Source organism: Arthrobacter sp. U41, from assembly GCF_001750145.1.
GTDB lineage: Bacteria > Actinomycetota > Actinomycetes > Actinomycetales > Micrococcaceae > Arthrobacter.
In genome coordinates, this window is the sequence record NZ_CP015732.1 from 4,015,613 (window position 1) to 4,041,107 (window position 25,495).

At 66.9% G+C, this 25,495-nt stretch carries 22 protein-coding genes; 7 read left to right on the forward strand and 15 right to left on the reverse strand.

Annotated features, from left to right (window positions below; genetic code table 11):
• Positions 1-61: 61 nt before the first annotated feature.
• Positions 62-4,819: a DUF4082 domain-containing protein gene (locus ASPU41_RS18335; protein WP_069952128.1), complete on the forward strand. Its 4,758-nt coding sequence runs from the start codon at positions 62-64 to the stop codon at positions 4,817-4,819.
• A gap of 26 nt (positions 4,820-4,845) precedes the next feature.
• Here the strand turns inward: ASPU41_RS18335 and ASPU41_RS18340 are convergent, their stop codons facing one another.
• The 8 genes from ASPU41_RS18340 to coaD all read right to left on the reverse strand — a co-directional run bounded on the left by ASPU41_RS18340 (position 4,846) and on the right by coaD (position 11,212).
• Entirely contained in the window at positions 4,846-5,811 is a 966-nt protein-coding gene (locus tag ASPU41_RS18340) for a hypothetical protein (RefSeq protein ID WP_231941397.1), read from the reverse strand.
• Between the two features lie 56 nt (positions 5,812-5,867).
• Positions 5,868-7,160, reverse strand: a complete 1,293-nt coding sequence (locus ASPU41_RS18345) for an MFS transporter (protein ID WP_197515708.1) — start codon at positions 7,158-7,160, stop codon at positions 5,868-5,870.
• A gap of 3 nt (positions 7,161-7,163) precedes the next feature.
• On the reverse strand, positions 7,164-7,859 hold the full coding sequence (locus ASPU41_RS18350; protein ID WP_069952130.1) for a hypothetical protein: 696 nt from the start codon (positions 7,857-7,859) through the stop codon (positions 7,164-7,166).
• A 151-nt stretch (positions 7,860-8,010) separates the two neighbouring features.
• The gene (gene mutM, locus ASPU41_RS18355) at positions 8,011-8,982 is read right to left on the reverse strand and encodes a bifunctional DNA-formamidopyrimidine glycosylase/DNA-(apurinic or apyrimidinic site) lyase (protein ID WP_069952131.1); all 972 of its coding nucleotides are present in this window, start codon (positions 8,980-8,982) and stop codon (positions 8,011-8,013) included.
• Positions 8,983-8,991: 9 nt separating this feature from the next.
• Complete coding sequence (gene rnc, locus ASPU41_RS18360; RefSeq protein WP_069952132.1) at positions 8,992-9,753, reverse strand: ribonuclease III; 762 nt, start codon at positions 9,751-9,753, stop codon at positions 8,992-8,994.
• Between the two features lie 21 nt (positions 9,754-9,774).
• Complete coding sequence (gene rpmF, locus ASPU41_RS18365; protein ID WP_009356569.1) at positions 9,775-9,978, reverse strand: 50S ribosomal protein L32; 204 nt, start codon at positions 9,976-9,978, stop codon at positions 9,775-9,777.
• 36 nt (positions 9,979-10,014) lie between these two features.
• Positions 10,015-10,539, reverse strand: coding sequence for a YceD family protein (locus ASPU41_RS22290; RefSeq protein WP_083266610.1), 525 nt, complete (start codon positions 10,537-10,539; stop codon positions 10,015-10,017).
• Between the two features lie 172 nt (positions 10,540-10,711).
• Complete coding sequence (gene coaD, locus ASPU41_RS18380; protein WP_069952135.1) at positions 10,712-11,212, reverse strand: pantetheine-phosphate adenylyltransferase; 501 nt, start codon at positions 11,210-11,212, stop codon at positions 10,712-10,714.
• 48 nt (positions 11,213-11,260) lie between these two features.
• On the opposite strand from coaD, the gene ASPU41_RS18385 reads away from it, so the two are divergent.
• The 4 genes from ASPU41_RS18385 (at position 11,261) to ASPU41_RS18400 (ending at position 15,263) form a co-directional block, all read left to right on the forward strand.
• On the forward strand, positions 11,261-12,118 hold the full coding sequence (locus tag ASPU41_RS18385) for an SDR family NAD(P)-dependent oxidoreductase (RefSeq protein WP_069952136.1): 858 nt from the start codon (positions 11,261-11,263) through the stop codon (positions 12,116-12,118).
• The gene (locus ASPU41_RS18390) at positions 12,115-13,323 is read left to right on the forward strand and encodes an aminotransferase class I/II-fold pyridoxal phosphate-dependent enzyme (protein WP_069952137.1); all 1,209 of its coding nucleotides are present in this window, start codon (positions 12,115-12,117) and stop codon (positions 13,321-13,323) included. Before ASPU41_RS18385 ends, ASPU41_RS18390 begins: the two co-directional genes overlap by 4 nt.
• A complete protein-coding gene (locus ASPU41_RS18395) occupies positions 13,323-14,105 on the forward strand; it encodes a spermidine synthase (protein WP_197515709.1) in 783 nt (260 codons plus the stop codon). Before ASPU41_RS18390 ends, ASPU41_RS18395 begins: the two co-directional genes overlap by 1 nt.
• A 180-nt stretch (positions 14,106-14,285) precedes the next feature.
• On the forward strand, positions 14,286-15,263 hold the full coding sequence (locus tag ASPU41_RS18400; protein ID WP_069952138.1) for an ABC transporter substrate-binding protein: 978 nt from the start codon (positions 14,286-14,288) through the stop codon (positions 15,261-15,263).
• Positions 15,264-15,330: 67 nt separating this feature from the next.
• Here ASPU41_RS18400 and rsmD read toward each other — a convergent pair whose 3' ends face one another.
• The 6 genes from rsmD to rfbB all read right to left on the reverse strand — a co-directional run bounded on the left by rsmD (position 15,331) and on the right by rfbB (position 22,846).
• Complete coding sequence (gene rsmD / locus ASPU41_RS18405; RefSeq protein ID WP_069952139.1) at positions 15,331-15,912, reverse strand: 16S rRNA (guanine(966)-N(2))-methyltransferase RsmD; 582 nt, start codon at positions 15,910-15,912, stop codon at positions 15,331-15,333.
• A gap of 30 nt (positions 15,913-15,942) precedes the next feature.
• Positions 15,943-18,198, reverse strand: a complete 2,256-nt coding sequence (locus ASPU41_RS18410; protein ID WP_069952140.1) for an ATP-dependent DNA helicase RecG — start codon at positions 18,196-18,198, stop codon at positions 15,943-15,945.
• Positions 18,188-19,249, reverse strand: coding sequence for a DAK2 domain-containing protein (locus ASPU41_RS18415; protein WP_069952141.1), 1,062 nt, complete (start codon positions 19,247-19,249; stop codon positions 18,188-18,190). The genes ASPU41_RS18410 and ASPU41_RS18415 overlap by 11 nt, the downstream gene beginning before the upstream one ends.
• Before the next feature lie 22 nt (positions 19,250-19,271).
• Positions 19,272-20,282, reverse strand: coding sequence for a thiamine-phosphate kinase (thiL, locus tag ASPU41_RS18420; RefSeq protein WP_442856256.1), 1,011 nt, complete (start codon positions 20,280-20,282; stop codon positions 19,272-19,274).
• A gap of 149 nt (positions 20,283-20,431) precedes the next feature.
• Positions 20,432-21,844 carry a sugar nucleotide-binding protein gene (locus tag ASPU41_RS18425; protein ID WP_069952143.1) on the reverse strand — a complete coding sequence of 471 codons (1,413 nt, stop codon included), beginning with the start codon at positions 21,842-21,844 and terminating at the stop codon, positions 20,432-20,434.
• Between the two features lie 3 nt (positions 21,845-21,847).
• The gene (gene rfbB, locus ASPU41_RS18430; RefSeq protein WP_069952413.1) at positions 21,848-22,846 is read right to left on the reverse strand and encodes a dTDP-glucose 4,6-dehydratase; all 999 of its coding nucleotides are present in this window, start codon (positions 22,844-22,846) and stop codon (positions 21,848-21,850) included.
• 66 nt (positions 22,847-22,912) lie between these two features.
• Between rfbB and rfbA the strand changes: the two genes are divergently transcribed.
• Positions 22,913-23,770, forward strand: coding sequence for a glucose-1-phosphate thymidylyltransferase RfbA (rfbA, locus tag ASPU41_RS18435; RefSeq protein ID WP_069952144.1), 858 nt, complete (start codon positions 22,913-22,915; stop codon positions 23,768-23,770).
• Positions 23,771-23,841: 71 nt separating this feature from the next.
• Complete coding sequence (locus ASPU41_RS18440) at positions 23,842-24,345, forward strand: DUF3515 family protein (protein ID WP_069952145.1); 504 nt, start codon at positions 23,842-23,844, stop codon at positions 24,343-24,345.
• 3 nt (positions 24,346-24,348) lie between these two features.
• On the opposite strand, the gene ASPU41_RS18445 is transcribed toward ASPU41_RS18440, so the two are convergent.
• Complete coding sequence (locus ASPU41_RS18445; RefSeq protein ID WP_069952146.1) at positions 24,349-25,494, reverse strand: D-alanine--D-alanine ligase family protein; 1,146 nt, start codon at positions 25,492-25,494, stop codon at positions 24,349-24,351.
• Between the last annotated feature and the right edge of the window lies 1 nt (position 25,495).

Sequence of the window (25,495 nt, forward strand, 5' to 3'; positions counted from 1 at the left end):
ACGGGGCGGGGCACGATGCACCGGTCCGATACCGCGACAGCGCACTCACTCAGGAGTTCTTATGTCCGTTTCCTCAGCCACCCGCTCACTGACGGCGCTCAAACGAGCCGTCATTCCCCTGGCCGTCGCTTTGGTTGCTGCGCTGCTGCCGGTTGCTGCGCCGGCGGGGCTCCTGCCGATGGCCAGCGCTGCGGATCCCTGCTCGCCGCTGCTTAACGCTGTGGCGTGTGAAAATTCCAAACCTGGGAGTGCGCCCTCGGAATGGGACATTACCGGCGCAGGCGATTCAGACATTCAAGGCTTCTCAACCGAAATCAGTGTCAATGCCGGCCAGCCAGTCAAATTCAAGGTGGACACCGACGCCGCCAGCTACACGATCGGCATCTACCGCACGGGCTGGTATCAGGGACTTGGCGCCCGCAAAATCGCCGATGTCACTCCGGCAGCCTTCCGGCAGAATCAACCCCAGTGCCTTAGCGACGTCACCACGGAACTCTACGACTGCGGAACGTGGGCCGTGTCCGCGACCTGGCAGGTTCCCGCGACGGCCGTCTCCGGTGTCTATATTGCCCTGCTGACGCGGCCGGACAACGGCAGCCGGAGCCACATCACCTTCGTGGTCCGCTCCGACGGCAGCCGTTCCGACGTCGTGTTCCAGACGTCCGATACCTCGTGGCAGGCCTACAACAGCTACGGCGGCTCGGACTTCTACGAGGGCGCACAGAATGGCCGTGCCTACAAAATCAGCTACAACCGTCCGGTGAATACGCGCGGCGCCGTGGACGGCCGAGACTTCTACTTCAGCAACGAGTACCCCCTGGTCCGCTTCCTGGAGAAAAACGGCTACGACGTCAGCTACATCAGCGGGGTGGACACCGACCGGAACGGTGCCCAGCTCCTCAACCACAAAGTATTCCTCTCCGTGGGCCATGACGAATACTGGTCCGGCGCCCAGCGGGCCAATGTCGAGGCCGCCCGCGATGCCGGCGTGAACCTGCAGTTCCTCTCCGGCAATGAAGTGTACTGGCGGACACGGATGGAGCCGTCGCCGGTCGACGGTGCGGCCGGCCGCACCATCACCTCCTACAAGGAGACCTGGGCCAACGGCAAGATCGACCCCAGCACGCAGTGGACCGGCACCTGGCGCGATCCCCGCTACGCCTCCCAGGCAAACGGCGGCGGTCTCCCCGAAAATGGCCTGACCGGAACGATGTACATGTCCAACTTCACGGATCTGCCCATCACCGTCAGCGCCGCCGAAGGAAAATCCCGGCTCTGGCGCAACACCTCCCTGGCGACTCTCGCGGCCGGCAGCTCCGCGGAGCTGGCGCCGCACACCGTGGGCTACGAATCCAACGAGGACCTGGACAACGGGTTCCGGCCCGCTGGGCTGATCCGCCTGTCCACCACCACGGGGACGACACCGCAGTATCTGCAGGATTTCGGCAACACGGTGAAGCCGGGCACCACCACGCACAACACGACCTTGTACCGCGCCCCCAGCCGGGCGCTGGTCTTCTCCGCAGGCACCGTCCAGTGGACGTGGGGGCTGGACCAGGAGCACGACGGCGACGGCGCGGCGCCCGATCCGCGGATGCAGCAGGCGCAGATCAACCTGCTGGCAGACATGGGTGCCCAGCCCGCCACCCGTGACGCGGCGCTCTCCGCGGCGACAGCCAGCAGCGACACGACGGGCCCGACCGTGGCGGTATCCTCCCCCGCCGAAGGAACCACCATCCCGCACGGCACCAGCGTCACGGTCTCCGGAACGGCCAGCGACACCGGCGGCATCGTGGCAGGCGTCGAAATCTCCACCGACGGCGGAAGCAGCTGGCATCCTGCCCAGGGCAAGCAAAGCTGGACCTACACCTATATCCAGAAGGGCCTCGCCACCGCCAGCATCCAGGTGCGCGCGGTGGACGACAGCGCCAACATCGGCGCACCGTTCACCCGTCAGCTGCAGCTGACCGGACCGTACTCGGTCTTCGGTCAACAGGTCCCCGATGTACCGGATTCCCAGGACGGCGGAGCCTACGAGCTGGGCCTGAACTTTGTGCCCAGCGTGGACGGCTTCATCACCGGGGCGCGCTTCTACAAAAGCGCCGCCAATACCGGAACCCACACCGGTTCGCTCTGGAGTTCCGCAGGCCAGCGGCTTGCCACGGCCACGTTCACGGCGGAGACGGCATCCGGCTGGCAGGAAGTACTGTTCAGCCAGCCGGTTCCGGTCGCCGCCGGGCAGAAGTACGTTGTCTCGTACACCGCCCCGAACGGCCGCTATGCGAGCAAGGACTTCCAATGGGCCAGCTTCGGTCTGACCGACCCGCCGTTGACGGTGGCTGGCGGCTTCGGGAGCGCCCCGGCCGGTGTGTACGCCAGTCCGGGTGCATTTCCGTCGACCAGTTACATCAACGGCAACTATTTCGTGGATGCCCTGTTCAGCACTGTGGACACCTCCGAGCTGACGGCTTCCGGACACTGGCCGCTGGACGGCTCATCGAGTGTCCCGCAGGCCACAACAGTCGGGGCGGTCTTCTCCAAGCCCGTCACAGATTCGAGCGTGCAGCTGAGGCTCTCGGCCAACGGGACGGCAGTCGCGGGCACCACCGGCTATGACCCCGCGAGCCGGAAGGTCACCTTCACTCCTGCCGCGGACCTGGACCTGGGCACCGTTTACACTGTGGCGCTCAGTGCCACGGACGCGAGCGGCGGCTCGTTGACCAGCGGCGCAACGTGGTCTTTCACCACGGTGACCTCTCCGCCGGCACCGGGCAGCTGTCCCTGCAGCCTCTACGACGACTCTGTTGTCCCCGGGATCCAGGAGGCCCGGGACGGCGTGCCGCTGACTCTGGGCGTCCGGTTCTCCAGCATTGCTGCAGGGACCGTCACCGGCGTCCGCTTCTATAAGTCAGCGGGCAACACCGGCACGCACACGGGGACGCTGTTCACCGCGTCCGGAGAGCAGCTTGCCACTGTCACCTTCGCAAATGAAAGTACCTCCGGCTGGCAGACGGCGACCTTCAACCAGCCCATTGCCATGACGGCGAACACCGAATACATCATGGCCTACAAGAGCACCACCGGAGCCTACTCCGCGACCGTGAACGGCTTCGGACCCGGGCTGAGCGTCGGGAACCTTAGAACGCCGTCCGATGCCGGGGCGTACTCGTATACGAATGATTTCCCCAGTGCCCGCTCCGCAGCCAGTTACCTCGTTGACGTGGTGGTCCAGTATCCCGATCCGCCGTTCGTGGCCGGGGCGCAGACACCGCTGCCCGGCTCGTCGAGCGTCGCTCTGGATACCACGGTCTCCGCTGCCTTGTCCAAGCCTGCGTCGGGGTCGGGTCCGGCGCTGACCCTGACAGGTCCCGGCTCCGTCGAGGTTCCCGGTACGGTCAGTTACGAGGAGCCGACGGGCAGGGTCACCTTCACGCCGACGGCGCCCCTGAGCCCGGCGGCCAGCTACACGGCCACCTTGACCGCAACCTCGGCGACGGGACAGACGCTCAGCGGCGGGGACACCTGGACCTTCACGACCGTTCCTTCCCCGCGGACCGAGGGAGTCTGCCCGTGCTCGCTGTACCAGGACACCGTGACTCCGGGCGCACCGGAATTCAACGACGGGGTACCCCTCACTCTGGGCGTCCGTTTCGCCAGCGATTCGCCCGGTCAGGTCACGGGCGTCCGCTTCTACAAGTCCGCGGGCAACACCGGAACACACACCGGAGCACTGTTCACCGCCTCCGGCCAGCAGCTGGCGGCCGTGACCTTCACCGGGGAATCCTCCGCCGGGTGGCAGACGGCCTCCTTCAGCCAGCCCGTGGACATCGCCGCGAACACGGAATACGTGGCCGCCTACCGCACTCCCACCGGGGTTTACTCTGCAACACCCGGCGGATTTGCCTCCGGGGTCACCAGCGGACCGCTGCGGACGGCCTCCGGAGCCGGCGCGTTCACGTACGGCGGCGACTTCCCCGGATCTTCCTCGAGCGCAAGCTACCTGGTAGACGTCGACTTTGTCGTGTCGGTTCCGCCGCTCAACGTGACAGCGCAGACGCCGGCGGCAGATTCCCTGGGCTTCCCGCTGACCTCGAAACCGTCGGTGTCGTTGTCTGAGCCTCTCCAGACCGGCTTCACGTTCGAACTGTCAGCCGACGGTGCCGCCGTCGCCGGCACCTCCGCGCTGTCGGCGGACGCCAGGACGATCACGTTCTCGCCGGCAGAGCCGCTGCCGCCTGCCACCATGATCACCGCCAGCCTGAGCAATGCAGTCTCCGCCCAGGGCGCCGTGCTCGCGCCGCTCAGCTGGCAGTTCACAACATCCGATCCCGCCGGCGCCGAACAGTCACTCTTCGGCTCCCTGCTCCCGGCCGTCGCTGCCGCAACCGGGGACACTGCATCCATTGAGCTGGGTACCGCCTTCTCGGTGTCAGTGGCGGGCAGTGCCACGGGCGTCAGGTTCTATAAGGGCGCCGGTAACACCGGAACGCATATCGGCTCGCTGTGGACTGCGGCCGGGGAGAGACTGGCCCAGGTGACGTTCACTGACGAGACAACCACCGGCTGGCAGTCGGCCGCGTTCTCTGCTCCCGTCGCGCTCGAGCCGGGGCAGGTCTACGTGGTGTCTTACCTGGCTCCCAACGGCAACTACTCCTCCACAGCGGCGTTCTTCGCCGAACCGTGGAGCAACGGCGTCCTGACGGCGCCGGGCCCGCAGAACGGCCTGTACCAGTACGGGGCCGGCGGTTCCGTACCGGCCACCTCCTGGAACTCCACCAACTACTTCGTTGATATCGGCTTCGCACCTGCGTGGCCGTAGGATGCGGCTGCCGGAAGTCCGGCCCGTCAGCGCACCACTGACGGCGACCAGGCGTGCTCGATGTAGAGGGAGGAACGGGCCGCGGGATCCGCCTTGATCTGCCAGATATCGCTGTCGCCGGAGCCACTGTCGCGGGCAAGCCCGTAAAGCAACGTCTGGTCGTCCAGCCATTCGATCTGGTCATCCACGCTGCGCGTCTCGGACAGGACGGTTTCCCGGCCGGTGCCCAGATCCAGGAAGGCGACACGCCAGTGCGCGGCCAGGGATCCGCCGGTGTTCTTCTTGAACGCGATCCGGGTGCCGTCGGGAGAGAGCGACGGGCACTCCACGCCGTCGTGGATGGCGGTGAGGGTGCGTGCCGAAATGCTGCCCTGCACCAGCCAGACGCGGCCGGATGATGCCGCCGTCGCGTAGAACGTGTCGCTGTGGCCCGGAGCGAAAGTTACGCCCCAGATGTTGCGGTCCGCCGCGGTGACGCGGGTGCCATTGACCAGCAGGGCGAAGTCCTCCAGGTTCCCGGTTCCGCCGCCCTGCGGCGCCCTGATGGAAGTCTCCGTCGAGAAGCCCCCGCTGCCGTACGAGTGTCCGGAGACGAACACCGTTGTGGCCACCAGGGATCCGTCCGCGCTCATCCTCGTGCGGCTGGGAATGCCCGGTACTGCCCAACTCCCGGTCGGCTGCCAGTCCGGGTTCAGCAGGACGGCTTCGAAGTTGGTCACGAGACCGCGGTTGGTCTTGAGGCAGAGAATGCTTTCCACGGTGCCGTACACCCGGTCGCAGGCCACCCCTGCCAACGTCCGCTCGCCGGCAGGCTCCGACAGCGGAACGGTGCCAATCATTCCGTAGCCCGCCCCCGGCGCCGTGTTGCGGAACAGGACAGAGTCCTTCTTCAGCACGGCGACGCCGGAGGCTACCCGGGCTGCCGATACCGCCGCCTGGCTTTCCTGAAAGCGCTGGAACGCCGCCGCAGCGTAGGCTCCGGCGGCGGCCATTATCAGTGCCGTGACGACCAGCAGAATCCCCCACCGCGGCGTGCTGCCTGCGGCGTTCAAGCTGCCGGCCTCTGCCGCTTGCCGCCGCGCAGGACGAACCAGGACGCGACAATGGCTGCGGCAAGGCTGCCTCCGACCACCACCATCGCACCGGAGGGACCCAGCGCGAACCACAGGACGCCAAAGCCAACGGAAGCGGCCATCCGGCTGAGCGCCACCACTGTCTGGGCCGCGCCGAGACCGGTGGCAAGCATGTCCGGCGGAGTCAGTTGGCTTGCCAGCGCGGCCAGCACGCCGTCCGTCGCGGCGTAGAAGGCCCCAAGCAGGACCAGGCAGGCCACGGTGGATCCGAGTCCCCCAATCGGTGCCGCAGCCAGCAGGTAGCAGGCAAGCAGGGCCACGTGCCCGGCAATAAAGACCCGTGCCTTGCCCCAGCGGTCCGCCAGGCGGCCCAGCGGAACGGCGAGGGCCAGGAACACCACGTTCGTGCCCACGTAAAGCAGCGGGAACCACTGCACAGCAAAGGAGTCCCGGTCCTGCAACACCAGGTAAATAAAGCCGTCGCCGACCGTCAGCAGGCCCAGTATTCCGGCGGCGGCCAGAAGGCGGCCAAGGCCGGGTTCCCGCAGGAGCCGCCAGCGGAATCCCCACACCGGCCCGGTGCGGCGTTCCTCCGCCAGGCCGCCCGGCGTCCGGGTTCTCAGATTTGGCACCAACAGCGTGAGAACCGCGACGCCAACCGCCGCAAAGGCCAGGGAGACCACAAAAACGGTGGTGTATCCGGTGGGCATCATCATGAGGATGAAAAAAGCCAGCAACGGGCCGCTTGCCGCACCGATGTTGTCCAGCATCCGGTGCACGCCAAAATGCCGCGCCAGGTATTCAGGCTGGGCTGAGACTGCGATCAAAGCATCACGGGGCGCCGTCCGGATCCCCTTGCCAATGCGGTCGGCCGTCACCACTGCCGTCAGGGCCCAGAATCCGCCGGCGAACAGGAGCCCGGCCCGGGCCACGGCGGAGAGCCCGTAGCCGGCGAGGGCCACCCGTTTGGGGCGCCCGATGCGGTCCGACGCATACCCTGCAGCGATCCGGACGATGGCGCTCGCGCCCTGGTTGATGCCATCGATGATTCCAAACGCAATGATCGAAAGGCCGAGGAATCCGGTGATGTACAGGGGCAGGATTGCGGACACGGACTCGGACGATACATCCGTGAGCATGCTGACCACGCCCAGCCAGAGAATGACCGGGGAGAGACGGAAAGGCCGTTTCAGCGCCCCGGCCGGGCTGGTGGCGACCGGATCCAGGTCCTTCTTGCCGCCGTTGCGGTCTGAAATGGAGAGGTACACGCGTTACCCGCCTGCCGCCGCGCGCAGATTTCCCAGCAGCATAAAACGCGTGCTTCCCGTCCCCGTGGTTACAGTGGTGAGGGTCAGCGAATCAGTGCCCCGGCTGAACCGAATTGAGCGCTGGCCTTCCGCGGCAGGTACGGGCTCGGACCAGAACTTCAGCGGCCCCAGGATCTGCTGGAAGTGCCCCGCCACCGAATCCTGGCTCGAGGCGACGAGGGCATCCGCGGAAATCTGCAGGGATCCGTCGGCGGAGGAGACACCCGTGGAGACCACCACCGTTCCCTCGGGAAAGGTGATGACCTCAGCAGGGAACCCGTCCACGACGTTGCCCTGGGCTGATGCCGTCTCCGGCAAGGGCCGGCCAATGAGGGGAGCCGGAGGCGAGGGCATGGGCAACCCGGAGGGAGATGCACTCACGGGCGGGAGGACCTCGCGCCCCGCGGGTGCCGTGGCTGATCCCTGGGAGGATCCTCCGTCCGGCGCGGCGGCGCCGTTGCCGGCTCCGGGGGATGTCGCCGCGCCAGGTTTGCCCGGTTCCGCTGAGGGCCCGGCGGCCTGCGGCGGCCCGCCGCCTCCCGGTGCCGCCAGACTCGAGTCAGCGGCCTGTCCTGCCGCCGTGTGATCCAGCACGACGGCGGTTCCGGCCAGGATCGCCGCCAGACCAATCCCCGCGATGACAAGCCCCCTGGCCTTCACGGGTTATTCCCATCCCGGCGGGACGCATCCACTGCGATCCCGGTTCCCAATCCCCTAGCACCCATCGCCACAGTCTTTCAGCGGGATCCACGGTTCGTAAGAGTAGCGGTACCTGTTTTTTGCCGCCGGTTTTTGCCGACCGCGGCGGCAGCTACCAGCGCCCGTTACGCGGCGGCGGCTGGCAGACCGGGCACGAATAGGAGGAGCGGTTCATGAACTGGTCCCGTTTCATCACGCTGACCAAACCGGCGGCGGCGCAGCGTTTGCATTCCTGGCCCTCGCGTCCGTAGGCGTTGAGCGAGCGGTCGAAGTAGCCGGAGGCCCCATTGACGTTGACATACAGCGAGTCAAAGCTGGTGCCGCCGGCCGCCAGGGCGTCGGTCATCACCTCGCGCGCGGCGTCCAGGACACGCTCAGCCTCCGCCCGCCGAAGCGTGTCCGTGGGCCGGGCGAAGTGCAGCCGTGCCTTCCAGAGGGACTCGTCCGCGTAGATGTTACCGATTCCCGAGACGAGCCCCTGGTCCAGCAGGGCGCGTTTGAGGCCTGTCTTGCGGGTCCGCAGGCGCCGGTAGAACTCATCGAAGGAGAAGTACGGATCCAGCGGGTCCCGCGCGATGTGGGAGGCTTCCTCAGCGATGAGAGGCAGCGGCGCTGCGGCGAGGCCGCCGGGACCGCCGTCCGCCGTGGGGATCAGCGAGGTGAGGAAGAGCCCGCCAAAGATCCGCTGATCCACGAACCGGAGCTGCTGCGGCATGCCATCGGCGGGGCTGAGGTGCAGGCGCACCTTCAAGTGCTTCTCGTCGGAAACTGAGGAGTCCTGCATCAGCAGCTGTCCGGACATGCCCAGGTGCGCCATGAGAGCCACCGTAGGGGCAAAGGGTGCGGCCGGGCCGTCGCCGGAGTCAGTTGCCGGAGTATCGGCCAGCGGCAGCCAAAGGAACTTTCCGCGCCGGACCACGTCAAGGACGCGGGCGCCCTCAAGGTTGCCCGCGAAGTCCTCCGGGCCGAGCGTATGCCGGCGGACGGAGCGCGGATCCACCACCTCAACAGCGGTGATGGTCCGGCCCCGCACCCAGCTCACAAGGCCGCGGCGGACAACTTCGACCTCGGGCAGTTCAGGCACAGTGCGTGCCTAGTTGCCGGTCTCGGACTGCAGGGGGTGCCCGTCAGGCGCAGCGGAGCCGACGGCCGGCTCGGCCGCCGACGTCACAGCCGAAGGTGCCGAGAGCCTGCGCCAGGCATCCGCGGCCGCCTCCTGCTCGGCTTCCTTTTTGGAGTTGCCGGAGCCGGTGCCGTAGTCGGTGCCGCCGATGCGCAAAATGGCTTCGAAGGCACGGGCGTGGTCCGGGCCGGAGCCCTCCACCGCATAGTTGATCGTCCCGAGCTGGCGGCTGGCCGCGAGCTCCTGGATGCTCGTTTTCCAGTCGGTGCCGGCCCCGAGGGCAGCGGCGTCCTGCAGCAGCGGTCCGATCAGGCGCATGACCAGCTGGCGTGCCGTCTCGATGTCATTGGAAACATAGGTGGCGCCGATCAGCGCCTCCATGGTGTCCGCGAGGATCGAGGCCTTATTTTTGCCCGCCGTGAGCTTTTCGCCCTGTCCGAGGTAAATGTACTCACCAAGGCCGATGCTGCGGCCGATGCCCGCGAGTGCCCGGGTGCTGACGACCGCGGAACGGCGCTTGGCCAGGTCCCCTTCGGGCAGCGTGGGGTTGTCACGGTACAGAGCGTCGGTTACCGAGAACCCCAGGATGGAGTCGCCCAGGAACTCGAGCCGTTCGTTGGTGGGGATGCCGCCGTTTTCGTAAGCATAGGAACGGTGTGTGAGCGCAAGACAAAGCGTCCCGGCGTCAATAGTGACACCGAGACGCTTCAGAAGCTCTTCAGTTGAAGACATCTTATTCAGCCAGTTGGCGGATTAGACGTCTGCGACCTTGCGGCCCTTGTATTCAAGGAACAGCGCGGTGCCAGCCGAGTCGGTAACGACCTTTGCCTGGTGCGGCAGGCTGTACGTAACCTGGCCGTTCTCGACAGTCTTCACCAGGTGGGGGGCAGTTGCCTTCCACTGGGAGCGGCGGGCGCGGGTATTCGAGCGAGACATTTTCCGCTTCGGGACAGCCACGGCTAACTCATTTCTCTCTAGTCCAACACTTACAAATCAGTTTTGCCGGTCAGGCTTAGCCAAGTCAGCTAGGGCAGCCCAGCGAGGATCTACCACCTCGTGGTGATGCCCCGGCTCGTCTTCCAGGCGAACTCCACATTCGGAGCAAAGGCCCTGGCAGTCTTCCCGGCACACCGGCTGGAACGGCAGCATGGTTACAACTGCGTCCCGCAACACCGGTTCAAGATCGATCAGATCGTGCTCGACTCGACGTTGCTCTTCTTCGTCTTCTTCGTCGGAGAACACAGCGTCCTCGTAGAAGAAAAGTTCTTGCACATCAACCTCAAGGTCATACGCAAGGGGATCCAGGCATCGGCCGCATTCGCCAGTAACTTTGACGATCGCGGTTCCTGATACCAGAATTCCTTCGTGTACGGCCTCCAGCCGCAGATCCAGCTCGACATCCGAGCCTTCCTGCACGCCAATGAGCGCCACACCAAGATCACTCGGTGCGGGTACATGTTCTGTCAGCGTCCGCATGCTTCCCGGACTGCGTCCGAGGTCCTTGACGTCGAACGCCAAGGGCGAACTAGCATCTCGTTTAATGAGAACTCCTGTTGAACATATGACCGACGTACTATCTTAGCCTGATCTTCCGGGCGGACTCAAACCGGGGCACCCCGCGGTTCGCACCGCAAGCCGCTTTGGATTCGGGCCTCGCAACCGGCAGCAGGCCGCCGAGTACCGATCAAGCTTACCCTCTGCGCGGCTGATCCTGGTCCGGCTCGCCCGGGTGCAGCCGTTTCAGCACCGAGCGGGGCACAAACTCGGAGACATTGCCGCCCAGGGTGAACACTTCCTTGATCAACGTCGAGGACAGGTGGAGGTAGTGGCTCTCGGCCGGCAGGAAGACCGTCTCGACGCCGCTCAGCTGGCGGTTCATCGTCGCCATCGGCAGCTCATAGTCAAAGTCGGAGGAGGAACGGAGGCCCTTGACAATCGCGGACACGCCCCGCTTGCGGCAGTATTCGGCGAGCAGCCCCTCCCCCACCGGCTCCACCACGATGCCCCGCAGGGAGGCCAGGGTCTCTTTGGCCATGTCGATCCGCTCCTCAAGCGTGAAGCGGTATTTCTTGGCGTAGTTCGTGGAAACGCCAACAATGACCTCGTCAAAGAGGCCTGCGGCCCGGGCAATGACTTCCAGGTGGCCATTGTGGATGGGGTCAAAGGAGCCAGGGCATACGGCGCGTCTCATGCTCCGAACCTACCGTATTGCGGCTGCGGCCCGGGATAACATGGCTGAATGTCAGCATCGAGCATTCCCTTCACCGTGTCCGGAGGCGTGGTTCTCGTGACGGGAGCCGCCATGGGCATGGGCCGTCTTTACGCCCTGCGAGCTGCCCGCGGGGGCGCCGGCGTCGTAATCCTTTGGGACGTCGACGCCGATGGCCTGGCGACAACCGCCGCCGAAGTGACGGCGCTCGGCGCCCGTGCCGTGGTCCGCCGGGTGGACCTGGCCGACCCCGCGGCGATAGCCGAGGCCGCGGCGGAGTGCCGGGAGGAAGGTCCGCTGACGCTGCTGATCAACAACGCCGGCATCGTCCGCGGAGCGCTCTTCTGGGACCACAACCCGGAGCGGGACATCGCCCTGACCATGGACATCAACGCGCTGGCGCCGATGTACGTCACCCACGCGTTCCTGCCGGACATGATGGACGACGCCGGCCGGCCGCGCCGGATCCTCAACATCGCCTCCGCGGCCGGCACCGTGTCCAACCCGAGAATGAGCGTGTACGCGGCATCCAAGTGGGCCGTCATCGGCTGGAGCGACTCGCTCCGGCTGGAACTCGAACAGCAGGGCTACGGCCACCTCGCCGTGACGACATTCTGCCCCAGCTACATTTCCACCGGAATGTTCGACGGCGCCCGCGGGCCGCTGCTGACGCCGCTGATGACGCCGGAAGACGCAGTGGACCGGGCCTGGCGGGCCACCGCCGCGGGACGGCCGCAACTAATCGCCCCGGCGACCGCGCAGCTGGGGAAGGTCCTGCGCGGTCTGCTGCCCGTGCGGGCGTGGGACTTCGTGGGAGGGAAGGTCTTCGGGATCTACTCCACAATGGACAAGTTCACCGGGCGGGGCGAGAAGGCGGGCACGCGATGAATTCCCCGATCCCGTTGCCGTGGCAGCGGACCGCGAGGGGAGCCAACCTGCTCGCCCCCGACGGCGCCCTCGGCGTCACGATCTTCGAGGAAATGACGACCCTCGCGCTCCAGACCGGCGCCATCAACCTCGGCCAGGGCTTCCCGGATGAGGACGGCCCGGTGGAGATCAAGGCCGCAGCGCAGGCCGCCATCGCCGCCGGGGCCAACCAGTACGCCCCCGGTAAGGGCATCCTGGAGCTGCGCGAGGCGATTTCGCTCCACCAGGAGCGTTTCTACGGCCTGGAGCCGGACCCGCACACCGAGATTATTGTCACCACCGGCGCCACGGAGGCCATCGCCGCCTCGCTGCTCGCGCTCGTGGGGCCAGGCGATGAGGTCCTCACCTTCGAGCCGTTCTACGACTCCTACGGCGCGATCATCGGCCTCTCCGGCGCCCGCCACGTCACCGCCCCGCTGCTGGCCCCCGACTTCATGCCGGACCTGGCCGCCCTCGAAGCGGCGTTCAGCAGCCGCACCAAGGTGGTGCTGGTCAACAACCCGCACAACCCCACCGGGGCGGTTTTCCCCCGCGAGGTGCTGGAACGCGTCGTCGAGCTCGCCATCAGGCACGACGCCGTCATCATCACCGACGAGGTCTACGAACACCTCACCTTCGGGGCCCGGCACATCCCGGTGGCCGCCCTCCCGGGTGCCGCGGAACGCACCCTGACGATCTCCTCCGCCGGGAAGACCTTCTCCTTTACCGGCTGGAAGATCGGCTGGCTCAGCGGGCCGGAGCACCTGGTCGCCGCCGCCCGCACGGTCAAGCAGTTCCTGAGCTACAGCTCCGGCACCCCGTTCCAGAGCGCCATCGCCGCCGGCCTGGGACTGCCGGATGAGTTCTACGTCGGCATCGCCGATACGCTCCAGCTCAAACGGGACATCCTCAGCGAGGGTCTGCGCGCCGCGGGACTGGATGTCTTCACCCCGCAGGGAACGTACTTCGTGAACGTGGACACCGCGCCGCTCGGCATCACCGACGCCGTCGACCTCGCCCGCCGGCTTCCAGCGCTCGTGGGCGTCGCGGCAATTCCGGTGCCCGTGTTTTGCCACCCGGAAGGTGCCGAACGCACCCGGAGCCTGCTGCGCTTCGCGTTCTGCAAGCGGATCGACGTCCTGCAGGAGGCCGCCGAACGGCTCGCAACCCTCCGCGACGTCCTCTGATGGAGGACACCCCCGCGGCCACCCGCTTCCTGCGCACCACCGGGCAACACGGCTCGATCGAACCCGACGCCTTCACCGGTGGCGGTTTTGTGCTCAGCATCGGCGGGGCGGAACAGTCGCACGTTAACCTTGCGGACCCCTCGGACATCTTCTACGAGTACCTGCGCAGGATCGGCCACGTGGTTGATCTCGCGGCGCCATGGGGCGAGCCTGTCACGGCCCTCCACCTCGGCGCCGGGGCGCTGACCCTCGCCCGCTACATCCAGGCCACCCGGCCGGGCTCCGTGCAGTACGCGGTTGAGCTGGAGCGGGAACTGCTGGACTTCGTGCTGGAGCAGCTCCCCCTGCCCGCCGGCACGGAGCTGCACACACTGATCGGCGACGCCCGGGAGGCCCTCGCCGAGCTGCCCCCGGAGCTGCTCTTCGACGTCGTGATCCTGGACATCTTTTCCGGACCCGAGGCACCTGAACACATCGCCTGTACCGAGTTCTACCTCGAAGCCGCGGCAAGGCTCAGTCCGCGCGGGGTCCTGATCGTCAACGTGGGCGACGAACCCGGGCTCACCCTAGTCCGCAGCCAGATGGCCGCGCTGCGCCGGGCCATGGCCGACGTCGCCGCCTTCGCCGAGGCAGGCATGTTCAGCGGCCGCTACCCCGGCAACATCATTCTGACCGGCACGCAGGGGCCGTGGCCTCAGGTGTGGACGGCGGCGCTGACCGCCCGCGGGCCGCACCCCGCGAAGCTGCTCTCCGGCGTCGATCTGGACGCGCTCTCAGACTAGTCCTGCGGCCAAGGACCTCGGGCCGCCCTCCCTGCTTTCCGGGAACATCGTTGAGAACATAATCATTGACAATCTCAATTGTATAGGTTGTCATTTATGTAGTTTCGGTGCTGCCCCAAGGCGTTTGCCTGGGTAAATGGCCCGAACGTCTGATAACTCACCCCAAGGAAGTGGACTGTTATGAACAGACTTAAATTTGCCGTCGTCGGAGTTGCCGCGGCGTTGCTGCTCTCCGGCTGCGGCGGCGGGTCGCCGTCCGGGTCCACCTCGAACACCCCGGCCGCCGGAGGCGATGGTGTCCGCAACATCAGCGTCGGTGTGATCCCGATTGCGCCGTCCGCTGCCGTGCAGCTGGGCATCGACGAGGGGATCTTTGCGAAGCACAAGCTGAAGGTCGAGCTGCAGAGCGGACAGGGCGGGGCGGCGACGCTTCCCGCCGTCTCGACCGGAACGATGAACTTCTCGGTGGGAAACCCGCTGTCCGTGCTCCTGGCCAAGAGCAAGGGCCTGGACATGAAAATCGTCTCCGGATACTCGAACTCCCTCGCCGCCGGCAATGACATCAATGGCGTCGTCGCCAGGGCGGACTCCGGCATTGCTTCTGCCAAGGACCTTGTAGGCAAGAAGGTCGCGGTCAACACCGTCAATGCGCAGGGGGACCTGACCATCAAGGAAGTTGTGTCCAAACAGGGCGGCGATCCGGGCGCGGTCCAATTCCTGGAACTGCCGTTCCAGGACATGGCGGCCCAGCTGGCCCAGGGCAACGTGGATGCTGTCTGGGTTCCCCAACCGTTCCTCTCCAGGCTTTTGGCGGAAGGCAACAGGCTGGTGACGTACAACAACCAGGAGGCGCTGCCGGGCCTGCCCACCATGGTCACCTTCACCAGCGGCAACTACGCCCAGCAGAATCCGCAGGTGGTCTCTGACTTCAAGGCCGCCATGACCGAGACCCTTGCCCTGGCGCAGAGCAATCCCGACAAAGTCCGGGCCCTGTTGCCGACGTTCATGAAGATGCCGGAGGCCGTGGCCAAGGAACTCCGGCTGGAAGAATTCGACGGCAAGCTGGATGAACCCATCCTGGGCGAACTTGGCGAGCTGATGGCTAAGTACGGAATTGTGCCCTCAACGCCAGACGTTTCGGGCACGATCCTGAAATAGCAGCGCTCTGGTGATCGGGAGAGGGCGACGGCGGAAATCTCCGCCGTCGCCCTCTCCCGCACGGAGCCTAGTCCGCGGCCTCGACGCCGGGTTCGGCGAACCAGAGTTTCGTCTCGCCGTACTTGCGTTCCGCGAACCGCTCCATCCCGTCCGGCCAGGACGGCTCCGGGGTCCGGGATGAGCGCTCCACGACGACGACGGCGCCTTCGGCCAGGTGCGGGAGCAGCTTGGCCAGCACCCCGGCCAGGGCCGGTTCGTCCAGCGGGTAGGGCGGGTCCAGGAAGACAAGGTCCCAGCGGGCGGACTCCTGGGTCCGCTCAAGGAACGACTCAACCTTGGAGCGGTGCACGGTGACGACCTTGCGCCCGGCAACGGTGTTGACCAGGTCCGCGTTGCGCTGGCAAACCTCGCTGGCCTTCCCGTCGAACTCCACCAGGTCCACGCTCCGCGCGCCGCGGCTGGCGCTTTCCACGCCGAGCGAACCGGAGCCGGCGTAGAGATCCAGCACGCGGGCGTCCGCGATCACCTCGAAGGCGTCCAGCCGGGAGAAGAGCGCTTCCTTGACCCGGTCCGTGGTGGGCCTGGTCAAGGACCCTGGCACGCTGACCAGCGTGGTTCCGCCCGCGGCCCCGGAAATGATGCGGCTCACGGCCGGGCCGCCCTGGATGGATGGATCGTGCTATCCGCGTTCAAGGAACGCCTCCTTTTCCGGGTTGAGGTATGCGTCGATCGCCGCGGCGAGGACGGGGTGCGCGCCCAGCGACGGGTCCCCGCCGACAATCTGCCAGGCGTCCTGCCGGGCCCTGGCGATCACGTCCTCATGTTCAAGGACCCGCAACAGCTTCAGCGTGGACCGGCCGCCGGACTGGGAGGCGCCCAGGATGTCGCCTTCACGGCGCAGCTTGAGATCCTCCTGGGAGAGCGCGAAGCCGTCGGTGGTGGCCGCGACGGCGTCGAGGCGTCGCCGGCTCGGGTGGCCGGGCTCGAGGGTCGTGACGAGCAGGCAGGTGCCCGGCAGTCCGCCGCGGCCCACCCGGCCGCGGAGCTGGTGGAGCTGCGAGATGCCGAAACGGTCCGCGTCCAGGATCACCATCAGGGTGGCGTTGTGGACGTCCACGCCCACCTCGATCACGGTGGTGGAGACCAGGAGCTTGGTCCGGTTGGCCGTGAAGGAGGCCATCGTTTCGGACTTCAGCACCGGGTCCAGCCGGCCGTGCAGCGGAGCCACGGGCACCCCGGCCAGCGCCGGTTCGTCCCGGAGCTGGTCCACGACGGCGGTGACGGAAGCCAGTTCGCGTGCCCCGCTGTCGCCCTCGAGGTCCGCAGCGGTTGGTTCAGCCTCGCCGGGGCTGAAGTCGCCGTCGTCGTCCGAGCCGATCTTGGGACAGACGATGTACACCTGGTGGCCGGCGTCGATCTCTTCCCGGGCACGGCTCCAGATGCGCGTGGCCCACGCCGGGTGCTCCGCGAGCCCGACGACATGGGTGGTAATCGGCGCGCGGCCGGCCGGGAGTTCGTCGAGGACGGACGTTTCGAGGTCGCCGAACACGGTCATGGCCACGGTCCTGGGGATGGGAGTGGCCGTCATGACCAGCAGGTGCGGGGGCTTCCTGGCTTTGGCCCGGAGCACATCGCGCTGTTCGACGCCGAACCGGTGCTGCTCGTCGACCACGATCAGACCCAGGTCGTAGAAGGAGACGTTGTCGCTGAGCAGGGCGTGGGTGCCGATGACGATCCCGGCGGTTCCGGAGGCGGCGTCCAGCATCGCCTGTTTCCGGGCCGCGGTGGGCATGGAGCCGGTGAGCAGTGTGACCTGGACCGCGTCGGGGCCGAGGCCGCCCAGCATGCCGTCGCGGGACAGCGGCCCGAGGGTGCGGCGGACGGATTCGAAGTGCTGCGCGGCGAGGACCTCGGTGGGGGCCAGCAGGGCGGCCTGTCCCCCGGCGTCAACCACCTGCAGCATGGCGCGCAGGGCCACAATGGTCTTGCCGGAGCCGACCTCGCCCTGGAGCAGCCGGTTCATCGGCGAATCCTGGGCGAGTTCCGCGGCCAGGGTTTTGCCCACGGCGGCCTGGCCGGCGGTCAGGGTGAACGGCAGCTGCCGGTCAAAGGCGGTCAGCAGCCCGTCCGTGACGGGACGGCGGGCGGTGGCCTCCTCCGCGGCGAGCTGGGCGCGGCGCCGGGCGAGGGCGGACTGGAGCACCAGGGCTTCGTGGTAGCGGAAACGGTCCCGGGCCAACTGCCAGTCGGCGGGGCTTAGCGGGGCATGGATCATCCGGTAGGCGTCCGCGACCGGCAGGAACTTTTCCCGGGCCGTGATGTCCGCCGGCAGCGGATCGGGCAGCCCGCCCAGGTCCGCGGTCTTCAGCAGCGCGGCGATGACCCTCTCGATGGCCAGGCTGGTCAGCTTCGCGGTGGCCGGATACACCGGCATGGGCATGGCTGCGCGTTTCTCCGGATCCATCCCGGGGGTGTCCGGATCGTCGTCGAGCAGCCGGTACTCGGGGTTGGTCATCGAAAGGGCGCGCTGGTAACGGGTCACCTTTCCGGAGAATATGGCCCGCCGGCCCGGCTGCAGTTCGGCCCTGGCCCGTTGGCCGTTGAAGAAGCTCACCTTCAGGGTGCCCGAGACCTTCCCCGTGTCCGGGGCAGCAGCGTCGTCGGTGATCACGACGTCGATCAGCGAGCCGCGGCGGGTCTTCATGGACCGGCTGCTGCTGGAGACCACCCGGGCGACGAGGGTGATTTCCTCGTCCAGCGGAACCTCGCTGATGGGCGTGAGTTCGCCGCGGTTGAAATAGCGCCGGGGGAAATAGTCCAGCAGTCCGCCGACGGTGGTGATGCCGAGGTGCTTTTCGATCGGCGTGGCGGAACGCTTGCCGATCCGGCGTTCCAGGCCCAGACCCATTTCGGCGTTGGACAGGTCAGCGTTCATGTCCGTCGGGGACCTGTCCTGCGGGTGCACGGTCACCGGCGTCGCGGGGTTCGGCGTCCGGCACAGCCAGTTCGGAAACGCTGATGTCCGAGGGCACACCGAGGGAACGGATCAGGGCCACGGCAGGCTCAGCGGCGGGGACATGGACGTGGACACGCCAGCGGTAGGCCCCGGAGGCGTCGGCTGCCCCGCCGACCTGGCTCATGATGACGGAGTCGCCCATTTCATCGAGCCGCTGGCGCATCATCGCGGCGTCCAGCGGTGAGAGCGTGATGGTGCACATGACCTCCACGCCCTCGTCCCGCGGCATGCCGGCGTGGATGTGGGGGTCCTGGACGTCGTAGCCGTGAAGCCCGTCCAGCAACTGATCCTGGAGTTCCTCGCCGAGGATGGCGGAGCGGAGGCAGTCGAGGATCAGCAGCATCCCGACGCCGCCGGCGTCCACCACGTGGGCGGCATGCAGCGCCTCCAACTGGTCCTCGGTGCGCACCACAGCCGCAACGGCCGCGTCCACGGCAGCATCCAGGGCCAGGCCCAGGGTGTGGTTGCTGTCGTCGCCGTCGTGTGCGGAGTCCACGGCCGCTGCGGCACGGGCCGCGGCTTCCATCACGGAGAGCATGGTCCCGGGAACCGGGTCGCTCAATGCCGACCAGGCCCGGAGCTGGGCGCGGTTCAGGGCGGCGGCCAGCAGCGGCGCGCTGAGCCGGTGGTGGCCGGCGAGGGGTTCGGCTGTGGCGCAGAGGAAGACGGCGAACAGGGTGCCCGAGTTGCCGCGGGCCTGTTCCATCGCGGCCAGGCCGGCGCGGGCAAGGGTGGCGCCGACGTCGTTCCGGGCCGGATCCGGCGGGCCGAAGGAACGCGGTGGCGGTTCCGCGCTGATCTGGGGTATCGCGGCGGTATCCAGGCTGTGGAGTGCCTGGGCGGCGGCGCGCACCGTGAGGTACAGGTTGGTGCCGGTGTCGCCGTCGGCGACGGGGAAGATGTTGATGGCGTTCAGGCGGTCGCTGTGGTTTCCAAGCGTGGTTTCTGCCTTGCTCAACCACCGCTTCATCGCTTGCGCGTTCGCGGCAATCTTAGTCTGCAAAGTGATCCCATCCCACAGTTTCAGCGGGCCTGCCCGCTATTCTTACGCCCGTGCTGTCCGTTGGTGCAGGGGCTTCTACCGAGCCTATCGCAGTGAAACCGTGAGGCAGCTGAACGCCCGGCGGGAATGTGGCGAGCAGCCCGTGGTCCTCGCCGCCGCCCAGGACCCAGGCCATCGGATCGGCGCCGAGCAGTTCAGCGGCAGGCAGCAGCGGACCCGCCAGTTCCCTCAGGACCGCCGCGTCGAGGTTCAGGACGGCACGGCTCGCGGACGCCATCCGCTGCCCGTCGCGGACCAGCCCATCGGAGATGTCCATCATGGCCGTCGCACCGGAATCCCGGGCCAGCGGGCCGGCGGCGAGCGGGGGAAGGGGCCGGCACTGGGTGTCCATCAGGGCACGCTGTGCCCTGTTCAGGGTCGCGACGGGGTTTGCCGATTCCAGCAGCGCCAGGCCCGCCGCAGCTCGGCCCACGGTGCCGGCCAGTGCCAGGGTGTCCCCCGGCCGGGCGCCGGAGCGCAGCACGGCGGCGCGCCCGTCGAGGGTGCCGAGGATCGCCACGCTGACCGCGAGCTCGCGGCCCCGGCCGAGGTCGCCGCCGGCAACGGCGCAGTCCGGGGCACCGAGTTCCCGGATGCCTGCACTGAGTCCGTCGGCAAAGTCCTCGACCCATGCGACACGGGTTTCCGGGGGCATGGTGAGGCTGACCACGAGGGAGGTGGCACGCGCGCCCATCGCGTTGATGTCGCTGAGGTTTTGCGCGGCGGCCTTCCAGCCGACGTCGTAACCGGTGGTCCGGTAGCCGTTGTTCCACTCCAGGCGGAAGTCCTGGTCCGCCACCTGCGTGTCGATGCTCAGGACTGTCCGGCCGTCCCGCGCGGCCACAATGGCGGCGTCGTCGCCCGGGCCAAGGATCAGCGAGGTGTTGTGTTCCTGCCCGGCATGCAGGCGCGGGAAGATGCGTTCCAGGAGCTGGGATTCGGAGAGCTCCGCCACGGTCAGTGGCGCCTTGGTCAATGGCGGTTCGGGCGGGGCCGCTTTTGACGGGTTCGCTTCCGGCTCGGTCGCTTCGGGGCATGGGGCAGTCTCGTGTTCAGGCACAGCCCTACGCTACCGCGCGGCGCGGACAACGGCGGCGGCTGAGAAGGTGGTCACATCGAATCAAGGTAGTCCCGGAGCCGCGTTGCGGCTGCGGGAGGGCGGAATCCCTGGGCGGCCAACTTCGCCAGTTCGAGCGAACTGTTACGCGGCCTCGGAGCGGCCCCCTTGTCCTTGAAATAATCCGTGGTGCTGACGCCTGTCACGGCGGTCCGGGATCCCCCGGAGAGTTCGAACACATCCGCGGCGATGTCGGCCCAGGACTGGGAGGGCCCGTCGTTGCTGAGGTTGTAGATCCCATACGGGGCGCCCGTGGCGAGCAGGTGGCGGATACCCGCGGCGATGTCCTCGGTGAAGCTGAGCCGGCCGGTCTGGTCGTTGACCACCTGCGGCGCTATGCCGCGTTTCGCCAGGGAGGCCATGGTGCGGACGAAGTTGTTGCCGTCGCCGATGACCCAGCTGGTGCGCACGATGTAGTGCCGGGGCACCACGCTGACGGCGGCGTCGCCGGCGGCCTTGGTCTGGCCGTAGACGCCCAGGGGCGAGACTGGCTCGTCTTCGGGGTGGATCTCACGGGTGCCGTCGAAGACGTAGTCGGAGGAGACGTGCACCAGGGTCAGGTTGTGCTCGACGGCGGTGCGGGCCAGGCGGGCGACGGCGGTGACGTTGATGGCCCAGGCGGCCCTGCGGCCTTCGGGGGTTTCGGCGGCGTCCACGGCGGTGTAGGCGGCGGCGTTGATGATGGTGGCGTAGTTTTTCCAGGTCCGGGCGGTGAAGGACTCCTCGGTGCCGAGGTCGAATTCCGCCCGGCCGGCGAACTCGACGGACGGGTCGCCGTCGTAGAGTTTCCGCAGCGCCGTGCCGAGCTGGCCGTCGGCGCCGACAACGAGGGTTTTCTTCGGCGGCATCGGGGCCACGTCCGCGAGCCGGGGGTGGTTTTTGTCCTTCTCGGAGAGTTCGGCCTGGTCCAGCGGGACCGGCCAGGGGATCGCGGCACTCTCGTCGGCGAGGTTCAGGAAGGTGTACCGGCCCTGGGCGTCGGCGGACCAGTGGTCGTTGACGAGGTAGGTGTAGGCGGTGTTGTCTTCCAGGGTCTGGAACGCGTTGCCCACCCCGCGCGGGATGAAAATCGCCTGGCTGGCATCCAGTTCGGCGGTGAACACCGCGCCGAAGGACGGTCCCTCGCGCAGGTCCACCCAGGCCCCGAAGATCCGGCCGGTGGCGACGGAGATGAACTTGTCCCACGGCTCGGCGTGGATCCCGCGGGTCGTGCCGGCCTTTTCGTTGAACGAGATGTTGTTCTGCACCGGCGCGAAGTCCGGCAGGCCCAGGGCCAGCATCTTTTCCCGCTGCCAGTTCTCCTTGAACCAGCCCCGGTTATCACCATGGACCGGCAGGTCGTACAGGACCACGCCGGGAATCGGGGTGTGGTGCGCGGTGAGCTTTTTCGAGAACTCGATCGGCATAATCTACTGGCCCTGTTCCAGGTACTTCGCTTCCGTCGCGGCCTTCTGCGGCCGCCACCAGTCCTCGTTGTCCCGGTACCAGGCAATGGTGTCCTCGAGGCCGGCGTCGAAATTGGAAAACCGCGGCTCCCAGCCGAGCTCGGTGCGGAGCTTCGTGGAGTCGATCGCGTAGCGCAGGTCGTGCCCGGGCCGGTCGACGACGTGGTCGTACGCGTCCGGGGCCAGGCCCATGTGCTTGAGGATCAGTTCGACGACGTCCTTGTTGTTCTGCTCCCCGTCCGCGCCGATCAGGTACGTCTCCCCGATCCGGCCCTTCTCGATGATCGCCAGCACCGCGGAGGAATGGTCGTTGGCGTGGATCCAGTCCCGGACGTTCTCGCCCTTGCCGTACAGCTTGGGGCGGATCCCGTCGATCACGTTGGTGATCTGGCGCGGGATGAACTTCTCCACATGCTGGTACGGGCCGTAGTTGTTCGAGCAGTTGCTGATCGTCGCCTGCAGCCCGAACGACCGCACCCAGGCCCGCACCAGCAAATCCGAGCCGGCCTTCGTCGAGGAGTACGGGCTCGAGGGGTTGTACGGGGTGTCCTCGGTGAACCGTTCCGGGTCGTCCAGCTCCAGGTCGCCGTAGACCTCGTCGGTGGAGATGTGGTGGAACCGCCTGCCGTGCTTCCGGGCCGCCTCGATCAGCGTGTAGGTGCCGATGATGTTCGTATCCAGGAACGGGCGCGGGTCATGCAGGGAGTTATCGTTGTGTGACTCCGCGGCGTAATGGACCACCACATCGGCCCCGGCAACCAGTCCCTCGACCAGGGCCGCGTCGCAGATGTCCCCCTGCACGAATTCGAAGCGCTCCCCCGGCAGGCCCTTCAACGACTCCAAATTTCCGGCGTAAGTGAGCTTGTCCAGCACGGTCACGTGATCGTCGGTGTTCTCAAGGACATAGTGGACAAAGTTGGAACCGATGAACCCGGCGCCACCGGTGACAAGGAGTTTCTGCATGATTTCCATCGTTCCACAGCGAGGACGATTTGGTTGAACCTGAAAGCTCAGTGGAGGATTGGCGTCATGCGCGGAATTATCCTCGCCGGGGGGACCGGTTCACGGCTGCATCCGATTACGTTTGGCATCAGCAAGCAACTGGTCCCGGTCTATGACAAACCGATGATCTATTACCCGCTGTCCACGCTGATCCTGGCCGGAATCCGGGACATCCTGATTATCACCGCCCCGCAGGACACGGACCCATTCCGACGTCTGCTCGGTGACGGCTCGCAATTCGGGGTCAGCATCACCTACAAAGTTCAACCGTCTCCGGACGGGCTTGCCCAGGCCTTCATTCTTGGCCAGGAACATGTCGGGCACGATTCCGTGGCCCTCGTTCTCGGCGACAACATCTTTTATGGCCCCGGAATGGGTACCCAGCTTGGCAAGTACGCAGATGTCGAGGGCGGATCGGTGTTCGGCTACTGGGTGCAGGATCCGGGGGCCTACGGCGTTGTCGAGTTCGACGACACCGGCCGTGTGCTGACGCTGGAGGAGAAACCCTCGCAGCCGAAGAGCAACTATGCGGTGCCCGGACTCTACTTCTATGACAACGACGTCCTGGAGATTGCCCGGGAACTGAAACCGTCGCCCCGTGGCGAACTCGAAATCACGGACGTGAACAAGGCGTATCTTGGGCTGGACAAGCTGCATGTCGAGATCCTGCCCCGGGGAACGGCGTGGCTGGACACGGGCACGTTCGACGATCTCAATGACGCGTCAAATTTCGTCCGGACAGTCCAGAAGCGGCAGGGACTGATCATTGGTGCGCCGGAGGAGATTTCGTGGCGGCTGGGATTCCTCAGTGATGAGGAGCTTCGGGCCAGGGCCGAGCCACTGGTGAAAAGCGGCTACGGCTCCTACCTCCTCGGGCTGCTTTAGGCGCTTCCCAGTCGCCTCCGGGGGTAACCGGGCCGTACGGTCGTCGGGCCGCACCGGGATAGGCTTAAAGTATGCAGCGCTTACGTTTCCCGGCTTCCGCACGTCCGTTCCGTATTCTGGCCACGGCGGCGGCCGCGGGGATCCTGCTCAGCTCCTGCGCTCCGGTGGTCGACGTCACGCCCGCCAAGGACGCGGCGAACGCCGCCTGTGCCCCGATGATGGTGGCTCTGCCGGACGCGATCGGCGAGGCCAAGCTGAGGAAGACCAACAGCCAGGCCACCGCGGCCTGGGGTGACCCGTCCCTCGTGATCCTGCGCTGCGGCGTGAATGTTCCGGGGCCGACGACGGACCGCTGTGTCAGCGTCAACGGCGTGGACTGGGTGATCAAGGAAGGCGACCCGGTGTGGACCCTGACCACGTTCGGACGCGAGCCCGCCACCGAGATCCTGATGGACCCGGACAAGATCAGTTCCGCCACCGTGCTCGCAGACCTCGCCGCTGCTGCCGCGAAGGTGCCCCAGACGCGGAACTGCGTGGGCCAGGCGGATCTGCAGAACCTTCCGCCGAGCCAGTAGGCCCTACCGCAGTCCGGTCTTGCGGTGCAGCGCCAGATAGATCAGTTCGTCGATCAGTTCCGCGTAGCCCAGGCCGGAGGCCTTCCACATCTGCGGGTACATGCTCTTCGGCGTGAACCCGGGCATGGTGTTGATCTCGTTGATGATGAGTTCGCCGTCAGGTGTGTAGAAGAAGTCGACCCGGCTCAGTCCCTCCGCCCCGACGGCGTCAAACGCCACGGCAGCCAGCTCGCGGACCCGGGTGATGGCCTCGTCCGGGAGGTCGGCCGGGCAGCTGAGGTCCGCGGCGTCATCCACGTATTTGGCGTTGAAGTCATAGAACTCGTGCCCGCCGCCGGCCACGGAAATCTCTCCCGGCATGGACGTCCGGGGAGCGTCGGTCCCCCGGCCCTCCAGTACGGCACACTCAATCTCGCGGCCCACGATGCCTGCCTCGATGACGAGTTTCGGATCGTGCTCACGGGCGGCCTCAATGGCCGCGTCAAGGCCTTCGAGGGAGTCCACCTTGGAGATGCCCATGGAGGAACCCGCCCGTGCGGGCTTGACGAAGACCGGGAAGCCGAGCTTGTCCACCCGCTTGCGGACGGTCTCGGGGTCGTTGCGCCACTGCCGGTCAGTGACGGCTATGTACGGCCCCACATGGAGCCCGGCGGCTTCAAACACCACCTTCATGAAGTGCTTGTCCATGCCCACGGCGGACGCCAGCACCCCGGCGCCGACATAACGGGTGTCGGACAGCTCCAGGAACCCCTGGATGGTGCCGTCCTCCCCGAACGGGCCGTGCAGCAGCGGGAAGACCACATCCACGGCGCCCAGTTCCTGCGGGATCTCGTTCGGGGAGGCCACAATCAGCTGGTGTTCGCCGCCGATTTCGGCCAGCGCCACGGTCCGGGCCGAGGATGCAACCTCGGGCAGGGAGGATGCCGAGAGTGACCAGTCGTGGGTGTCCCCGGAGGCCAGCACCCACTGGCCGGTTTTGGCGATCCCGATCGGGATGACCTCGTACTTCGTCTGGTCGATCGCGCCGAGGACCCCGGCAGCCGTCACGCAGCTGACGGCGTGTTCGCTGGAACGGCCGCCGAACAGCACCGCAACGCGGGGCCTGGGACGGGGGCTCAGGCCCTCTGCGCTCACGTTTTCTTCAGACACG

Excerpts from the sequence above, each read along its gene's own strand:
- ASPU41_RS18335 (WP_069952128.1), top strand. The coding sequence starts at position 62 with ATGTCCGTTTCCTCAGCCACCCGCTCACTGACGGCGCTCAAACGAGCC.
- ASPU41_RS18340 (WP_231941397.1), bottom strand. The coding sequence starts at position 5,811 with ATGGCCGCCGCCGGAGCCTACGCTGCGGCGGCGTTCCAGCGCTTTCAG.
- rnc (WP_069952132.1), bottom strand. The coding sequence starts at position 9,753 with ATGTCTTCAACTGAAGAGCTTCTGAAGCGTCTCGGTGTCACTATTGAC.
- coaD (WP_069952135.1), bottom strand. The coding sequence starts at position 11,212 with ATGAGACGCGCCGTATGCCCTGGCTCCTTTGACCCCATCCACAATGGC.
- ASPU41_RS18385 (WP_069952136.1), top strand. The coding sequence starts at position 11,261 with ATGTCAGCATCGAGCATTCCCTTCACCGTGTCCGGAGGCGTGGTTCTC.
- ASPU41_RS18390 (WP_069952137.1), top strand. The coding sequence starts at position 12,115 with ATGAATTCCCCGATCCCGTTGCCGTGGCAGCGGACCGCGAGGGGAGCC.
- ASPU41_RS18395 (WP_197515709.1), top strand. The coding sequence starts at position 13,323 with ATGGAGGACACCCCCGCGGCCACCCGCTTCCTGCGCACCACCGGGCAA.
- ASPU41_RS18400 (WP_069952138.1), top strand. The coding sequence starts at position 14,286 with ATGAACAGACTTAAATTTGCCGTCGTCGGAGTTGCCGCGGCGTTGCTG.
- ASPU41_RS18410 (WP_069952140.1), bottom strand. The coding sequence starts at position 18,198 with ATGAACGCTGACCTGTCCAACGCCGAAATGGGTCTGGGCCTGGAACGC.
- ASPU41_RS18415 (WP_069952141.1), bottom strand. The coding sequence starts at position 19,249 with ATGAAGCGGTGGTTGAGCAAGGCAGAAACCACGCTTGGAAACCACAGC.
- ASPU41_RS18425 (WP_069952143.1), bottom strand. The coding sequence starts at position 21,844 with ATGCCGATCGAGTTCTCGAAAAAGCTCACCGCGCACCACACCCCGATT.
- rfbB (WP_069952413.1), bottom strand. The coding sequence starts at position 22,846 with ATGCAGAAACTCCTTGTCACCGGTGGCGCCGGGTTCATCGGTTCCAAC.
- rfbA (WP_069952144.1), top strand. The coding sequence starts at position 22,913 with ATGCGCGGAATTATCCTCGCCGGGGGGACCGGTTCACGGCTGCATCCG.
- ASPU41_RS18440 (WP_069952145.1), top strand. The coding sequence starts at position 23,842 with ATGCAGCGCTTACGTTTCCCGGCTTCCGCACGTCCGTTCCGTATTCTG.